Raw genomic sequence first — 6,007 nt, forward strand, 5'->3', positions numbered from 1 at the left:
GGGCAAACGCGCGCTGATCAAAGTGAAGCACGCACGCACGGCCGACTGCGTCGTCGCGGGGTTCCGCTGGCATAAGAGCGGAAAGGATGTCGTGGGGTCGTTGTTACTCGGTCTCTACGACGACAGAGGCGTGTTGCAGCACGTCGGTGTCACGTCGTCGTTCACGATGGCGATGCGCAAAGAGCTCGCTGTCGAGCTCGCGCCGCTGCGCAAGAATGCGTTCGATAAGCACCCATGGAAAGAATGGGCGCAGGCGGATGACGCGACGACGCGCATGCCCGGCGCGCAAAGCCGCTGGAGTGCGGGCAAGGATTTGTCATGGGAGCCGTTGCGGATCGAGCGAGCGTGCGAAGTAAAGTACGATCACCTGCAAGGCAACCGCTTTCGGCACGCGGCGACTTTTCTGCGGTGGCGCCTGGACAAACCGCCGGGCGAGTGCCGCTACGATCAACTCGAAGTCACGAACCCTTACGAGCTCGCGAAAGTTTTCAGCGCGGCGAGTCGGCGCTGACGGCGGTTTCCGGCATCAACGCCATGCAATGACACTTGGGCTCAAAGCAGTCAGTAGCGGTTCAGCAAGGTAAGGCTCAATTCTCCGCTGAATCATCCTCGAACACGGCGTCGATATCGCGCCCGGAGTGCAGTATCCGAACGACATCAATCCCGTCAGGCAGCGCATCGTAAAAGATGACATACCGGCCGAACGGCATGCTTCGCAGGCCGGGCGACAATTCGTCGCGAGATCGGCCCATCAATGGCCGGGTCGACAGCAACCGCAGCCTGGCTTCCTGACGATCCACCCAAGCGTCTGCCTGCGCGATGCTGTCCTCAGCGACGTAATCCCAGATTTCAGCGATGTCGGCGCCGGCGAGTGGCCGGCGGAAGATGCGCGGCATCCTATGACTTGTCAGGGCGTCCCTTGGCTACCCGCCTGGCGCGCCCATCGCGCTTGACCTGCTCGGCAGCCCAATCTGCCGAAACACCGCTGTCGAGTCCCGCTCGGATGTCCTGACGCAATTGCCCAAGCCTGGCAGCCCGCATTCGGTCCTGCTCGTCCATGAGGCGTAGCGCCTCGCGGACCACCTCGCTGGCGGATGTATACATGCCCGAACTGACCTTCTGCCGCACCATCTCTTCGAGCTGGGGGGTGAGATTGACGTTCATGCCCATGCTAAATTTCCTCCATGACGTTCGGTGACCGGTCCGCCGTATTCTATCAATTATTGTCAAAGATGGACATTACCAAGCCCCTGCAATAACGCCTTTCTGATGTCGGAGCACCAGGAAGTTGACAGGCTAAGGTTGCTGTCCGAATGACAGCCTCACGACTTCCGCAGTGTGTAATGCGCGGCGCTTCGCGGCTTGCGCAATCTGCTCGCCGCAGCTATAGCCATCCGAAATAATCAGCGTATCTTCGCTCGCCCCACGCACAGCCGGCAGCAGCACGCGCTCGCCGATCGCGAGCGACACATCAAATTTGTTTTCGTCAAAGCCAAACGCGCCGGCCATGCCGCAGCAGCCGGAATCGAGCACGGTGTAATCGAGGCCGAGTCGGGTGAGCAGGGTACGTTCGCTATCTGTGCCGAGCACGGCATTCTGATGGCAGTGCATATGTACGAGCGCTCGGCGGTTCAGCGGCGGCGGTTGAAAATCGGTTTTGTCGATCAGGAACTCCGCGAGAGTGCGGGTTGCGCGATTGAGTTTGGCGGCGCGCTCGTCGTTCGGGAAAAAGTTCAGCAGCTCGTCGCGAAACGTTGCGACGCACGCCGGTTCAAGGCCGATAACGGGAATGCCCGCTTCGATCTCGGGCCCGAGCACGGTCAGGGTTTGTTCGAGCAAGCCCTTGGCTTGCGTCAGCCAGCCGAAATCGTAGAGCGGCCGGCCGCAGCACACTGACCTGCGCGGCAATGTGACCTCGTAACCGGCTGCTTCGAGCACCTCGGTTGCAGCGATCAACACATGCGGCTGGAAGTGGTTATTGAACGTGTCGGGCCACAGGATGACGCGCGGTCGCCCCGCATTTCGCGGGCCACAACGCGCAAACCAGCGTGCGAATGTTTGATTGGCGATCGCCGGGATGTGACGCTCCCGCGCGATCCCGGCGATCGCTTTCGCAGCCGCGCTCAAGCCCGGAGTCTGCGTAAAAAAATTTGCGAGCCATGGCGCGTGCGCGGCGAGCTCGGCCCAGCGTCGGATCTGCCCCATCGCATACGCCTGTCTAGGCCGTCGCTTCGTCTCAAAGTAGTGCGACAGAAACTCGGCCTTGTAACTCGCCATATCCACCTGCACCGGGCACTCGCTTTTGCAGGCTTTGCACGCGAGGCATAGATCGAGCGCCTCCTTCACGTGCTCGTTTTGCCACAGGCCTGGCGGCTCTTTGCTTTGCCCATCGCTTTGCAGCATTTCGAATAGCAGGCGCGCCCGGCCGCGCGTCGAGTGTTGTTCTTCGCCGGTCGCGCGGTAACTCGGGCACATCGTGCCGCCGCCGATGCTGCGGCACTTGGCGACGCCAACGCAGCGGCGCGCCGCGCTGGCGATACTGTTGCCATCGTTGCTGAAGGAAAAATGCGTCGCCGGATCGAACGGATGGTAAGCGGGACCGGCGCGCAGGTTTTCGTCGACGCGGAGAATGTCGCTGCCATAGGGCGCGATCAGCTTGCCGGGATTCATGCGGTTGCGCGGATCCCAGATCGCCTTGAATTCGCGGAATGCCTGCATGATGCGCGGGCTGTACATGCGGCCCAGCAATTCAGCGCGCGCCTGGCCGTCGCCGTGCTCGCCCGACAGCGAGCCTCCGTAGCGCACCACGAGATCGGCGGCTTCGAACAAAAATTCGCGCCAGCGCGCGATGCCGGCGGCAGTTTTGAAATCGAAGGTGATGCGGCCGTGGATGCAGCCGTCGCCGAAGTGGCCGTAGAACGAGCATTGATAGTTGTAGCGATCGAGCAGCTTGCGGAAATCGCGCAGATATTGACCGAGCTGCTCGGGCCGCACCGCTGCGTCTTCCCATCCCGGATAAGTCTCGGGCTCGCCGGGAACCGAGTTGGTGGCGGCGGCGCCGACTTCGCGCAGCGACCAAAGTTTGCGCTGCTGTGCGGGCTCGCTGTAAAGCACCGTTGCGACCGCGCTGCGGCTTTCGCTTTGCATCAAGCGTTGCGCGCGAGCTATCGCTTCGTCCTGCGTCGCGGCGCCGAATTCGACCAGCAGCCATGCGCGCCCTTCCGGCAGCAGCGCAATATCGGCAAGCTGCGCGTGCTTCTTGCGCATGTCGGCGATCATGCGTTCGTCCAGCCCTTCGAGGCAGATCGGCGCGTGTTCGAGCAGCGCCGGTGTGCGATCGGCGGCGAGGTAAATGTCGGCATAGCCGAGCACGACGAGGACGCGCTGCGGCGGACTCGCGACCAGCCGGGTTGTCGCGGTCAGCGTAATCGCGCACGTGCCTTCCGAGCCGACCAGCGCGCGTGCGACGTTGAAGCCGTTTTCCGGCAGCAGTTGATCGAGGTTGTAGCCCGACACGCGGCGCTTCAGGGTCGGAAATTCGCCGCGTATGGCATCAGCATAATCGTCGCGCAGCTTTTGCAAGGCGCGATAAATTTCGCCGCGCCGCCCGCCCGCTTGCATGATTGCGGTAAGTTCAGCCGGCGAAGTTTCACCCGCCCGGAAGCGCGCGCCGTCGTAAGTCAGCACTTCGAGCGCTTCGATGTTCTCGGCGGTTTTGCCGGCGAACAGCGAGTGCGCGCCGCACGAGTTGTTGCCTATCATGCCGCCCAGGGTGCAGCGGCTGTGCGTGGCCGGATCGGGCCCGAAGGTGAGGCCGTGTTTTTCCGCCTCGATACGCAAGATATCGCAGACGACGCCGGGCTCGACCAGCGCCGAGCGCGCCTCCGCATCGATCCGCAATACACGGTTCAGATATTTCGACGTGTCGAGAACGACGGCGACGTTGCAGGTTTGGCCGGCGAGGCTGGTGCCGGCGCCGCGCATGAGCAGCGGCGCATCGTGCTCGCGACAGCATTCGACCGCCGCGACGATGTCATCCAGCGTGCGCGGAATCACGATGCCGATTGGGATCTGCCGATAATTCGAAGCGTCGGTCGAATACAGCGCTTGCGCCCCGGCATCGAAACGCACTTCGCCGGCGATGGCGCTTTCGAGCGCTGCGGCGAGTGCGTCGGCGGCGGAAGCTTTCATGTTCGAGCGGCGTCTAAAATCGAAGCGGCGGACTTTGACGGGAGATGTTGAGGCCGTCCCCTCGATTCAGGTATTAGCTGCTGTGCGGCTCCGCGCGCGGCGGACTGCCTAAACCGTTGCACTGCAACTTCGGGCTTCGCGGGAACGACAACCTGAAGGCGTTTCTTCTACAGCAAGTCGATCGTCGTTGCCGAGCCTTATGCGGCGACCCGCTCGACCGCGAGGTAAGGTTGTTGTGCCGCGAAAGCCAGACGAATGGCTGCTTCGTCAGGAAGCGCGCTGACTTGCCAACGAACGAGTGGGACACCTGCAGATGAGAGCGCTTTTTCTTTCTTGGCGTCGGCCTCGACGCCTGATGCCTTTTGATGAGATCGATCATCAAGCTCAATGGCGGCAACAACCGTTGAATCTTTGAGGCATACAACGAAGTCAAGGCGCATACGATTGATACGGTTGTTCCACTCGGCAGATTTGAAACCTTTCTTGACCCCCAAAACACACGAAAGCTGAACTTGGGCCAAAACAATACGCTCGGGCAACGCCTTCGCAAGGCGATGGTAAAGGATTTGTTCTGGCTGGGTGAGAGGCTTCTTAACGTAGAACGGCCAGGGTTGATCGCCGGAGCCTGGATTGCCGCGCTTTTTGAGCGCGGCAATTACGATACCGGTAATTACGAAGAGAACAACAATGAACAAGACTGTCTGCATGCGGCTTTACTCCAAAAGTGTGAGGGCACCCAACTTGATGAAGCCCGGACTGCGCCGGTTGCAGCCGTGAGCTCGTTTCAGCCGGGAGCAGAGACGGCGGGCGGCGCGATGGCCTGCCCGCGATCGCTATCCGGCTTGTCGGGCGTTGCTGGAGCAGGCGCCGTCGTCTTTTGTATCGAAGTTTCCGCGGCCTCAGGCTGATGCTGCGGCAGCCTCACTTCAAGAAATTCCGATTCGCCGGCTTCCACGGAACTGCGGGCCGGAATCGTTCCCAGGCGCTGCTTCAGCGGCGCCGGCGATTGGCCGAGCAGATTCGCGTAATACCAGGCGTTGGTCATGACCTTTTTCACGTAATCGCGCGTCTCGCCGAACGGGATGGTTTCGATGTAGATGGCGCTTTCCATGGCCGTATCGCCGCGCCAGGCCTGCGCGCGCGATGGCCCGGCGTTGTAGGCGGCAGACGCCAGAACCGGCGACTGATCGAGCGTATCGAGCGCATAGCGCAGATACTGCGTGCCCAGCATCAGATTAGTATCGACGTGTCCGATTTGCGAGCTGTGATAGCTCTTCATGCCGACGCGCTTCGCCACCCAGCGGGCAGTCGCCGGCATCACCTGCATGAGGCCGGCGGCGCCGGCGCTCGAACGCGCATCGGCGATGAACCGGCTTTCCTGGCGGATCAGCCCGTACACCCAGGCTTCATCCAGAACGGCTTCGCGCACCCGCTGGCCCATCATCTTCCGGTACGGCGTCAGATAGCGCATGCCGAAATCGTGCAGCACGGTGGTTTTGTCGGCGGCATTTATCGCCCTGTCGTACAGTTCGTGGCGGCGGGCGAGATGCGAGATCGCCAGCAACTGATGATCGTCGAGATCGCGCACCGCCCAGATCCATTCGCGCGTGGCATCGGTGCGTAAATCGAGTCGATATAACTCGAGCGCGCGGCGTATGCCCGGCAACTGTTGAATCGCCGTTACGGCGGCGTCGCCTGGCGCGTAGACTTCGGCCGGAATGACGTTGCGCGCGCCGAGCTCTTCAGCCGCCAGCGCACCGTAGAAATGATGTTCGCCGCTCAACCCGGCCAGCAGCAGCCTGGCATCCAGCAAGGC

The 6,007-nt window shown here is 61.9% G+C and carries 6 protein-coding genes; 1 reads left to right on the plus strand and 5 read right to left on the minus strand.

The genetic code is table 11. From position 1 onward, the window contains the following. Positions 1-511, plus strand: a 511-nt coding sequence (locus tag H0V78_07710) for an ATP-dependent DNA ligase (GenBank protein MBA2351663.1), incomplete at its 5' end; no start/stop codon positions are given. A 76-nt stretch (positions 512-587) separates the two neighbouring features. Here the strand turns inward: H0V78_07710 and H0V78_07715 are convergent. From H0V78_07715 to H0V78_07735, 5 genes are all read right to left on the minus strand, one after another. Continuing rightward, entirely contained in the window at positions 588-896 is a 309-nt protein-coding gene (locus H0V78_07715) for a type II toxin-antitoxin system RelE/ParE family toxin (GenBank protein ID MBA2351664.1), read from the minus strand. Position 897: 1 nt separating this feature from the next. After that, positions 898-1,170: a type II toxin-antitoxin system ParD family antitoxin gene (locus H0V78_07720; protein ID MBA2351665.1), complete on the minus strand. Its 273-nt coding sequence runs from the start codon at positions 1,168-1,170 to the stop codon at positions 898-900. A gap of 126 nt (positions 1,171-1,296) precedes the next feature. After that, positions 1,297-4,191, minus strand: coding sequence for an FAD-binding oxidoreductase (locus tag H0V78_07725; protein ID MBA2351666.1), 2,895 nt, complete (start codon positions 4,189-4,191; stop codon positions 1,297-1,299). Positions 4,192-4,388: 197 nt separating this feature from the next. After that, positions 4,389-4,898 carry a DUF2726 domain-containing protein gene (locus tag H0V78_07730; protein ID MBA2351667.1) on the minus strand — a complete coding sequence of 170 codons (510 nt, stop codon included), beginning with the start codon at positions 4,896-4,898 and terminating at the stop codon, positions 4,389-4,391. A gap of 77 nt (positions 4,899-4,975) precedes the next feature. Beyond that, positions 4,976-6,007 (minus strand): transglycosylase SLT domain-containing protein (locus tag H0V78_07735; protein ID MBA2351668.1); only part of this gene is annotated, 1,032 nt, incomplete at its 5' end.

This window comes from Burkholderiales bacterium (assembly GCA_013695435.1).
GTDB lineage: Bacteria > Pseudomonadota > Gammaproteobacteria > Burkholderiales > JACMKV01 > JACMKV01.

Bases quoted from the DNA above. Each gene is read 5' to 3' on its own strand.
- H0V78_07715 (MBA2351664.1), bottom strand. From the start codon at position 896: ATGCCGCGCATCTTCCGCCGGCCACTCGCCGGCGCCGACATCGCTGAA.
- H0V78_07730 (MBA2351667.1), bottom strand. From the start codon at position 4,898: ATGCAGACAGTCTTGTTCATTGTTGTTCTCTTCGTAATTACCGGTATC.
- H0V78_07725 (MBA2351666.1), bottom strand. From the start codon at position 4,191: ATGAAAGCTTCCGCCGCCGACGCACTCGCCGCAGCGCTCGAAAGCGCC.
- H0V78_07720 (MBA2351665.1), bottom strand. From the start codon at position 1,170: ATGGGCATGAACGTCAATCTCACCCCCCAGCTCGAAGAGATGGTGCGG.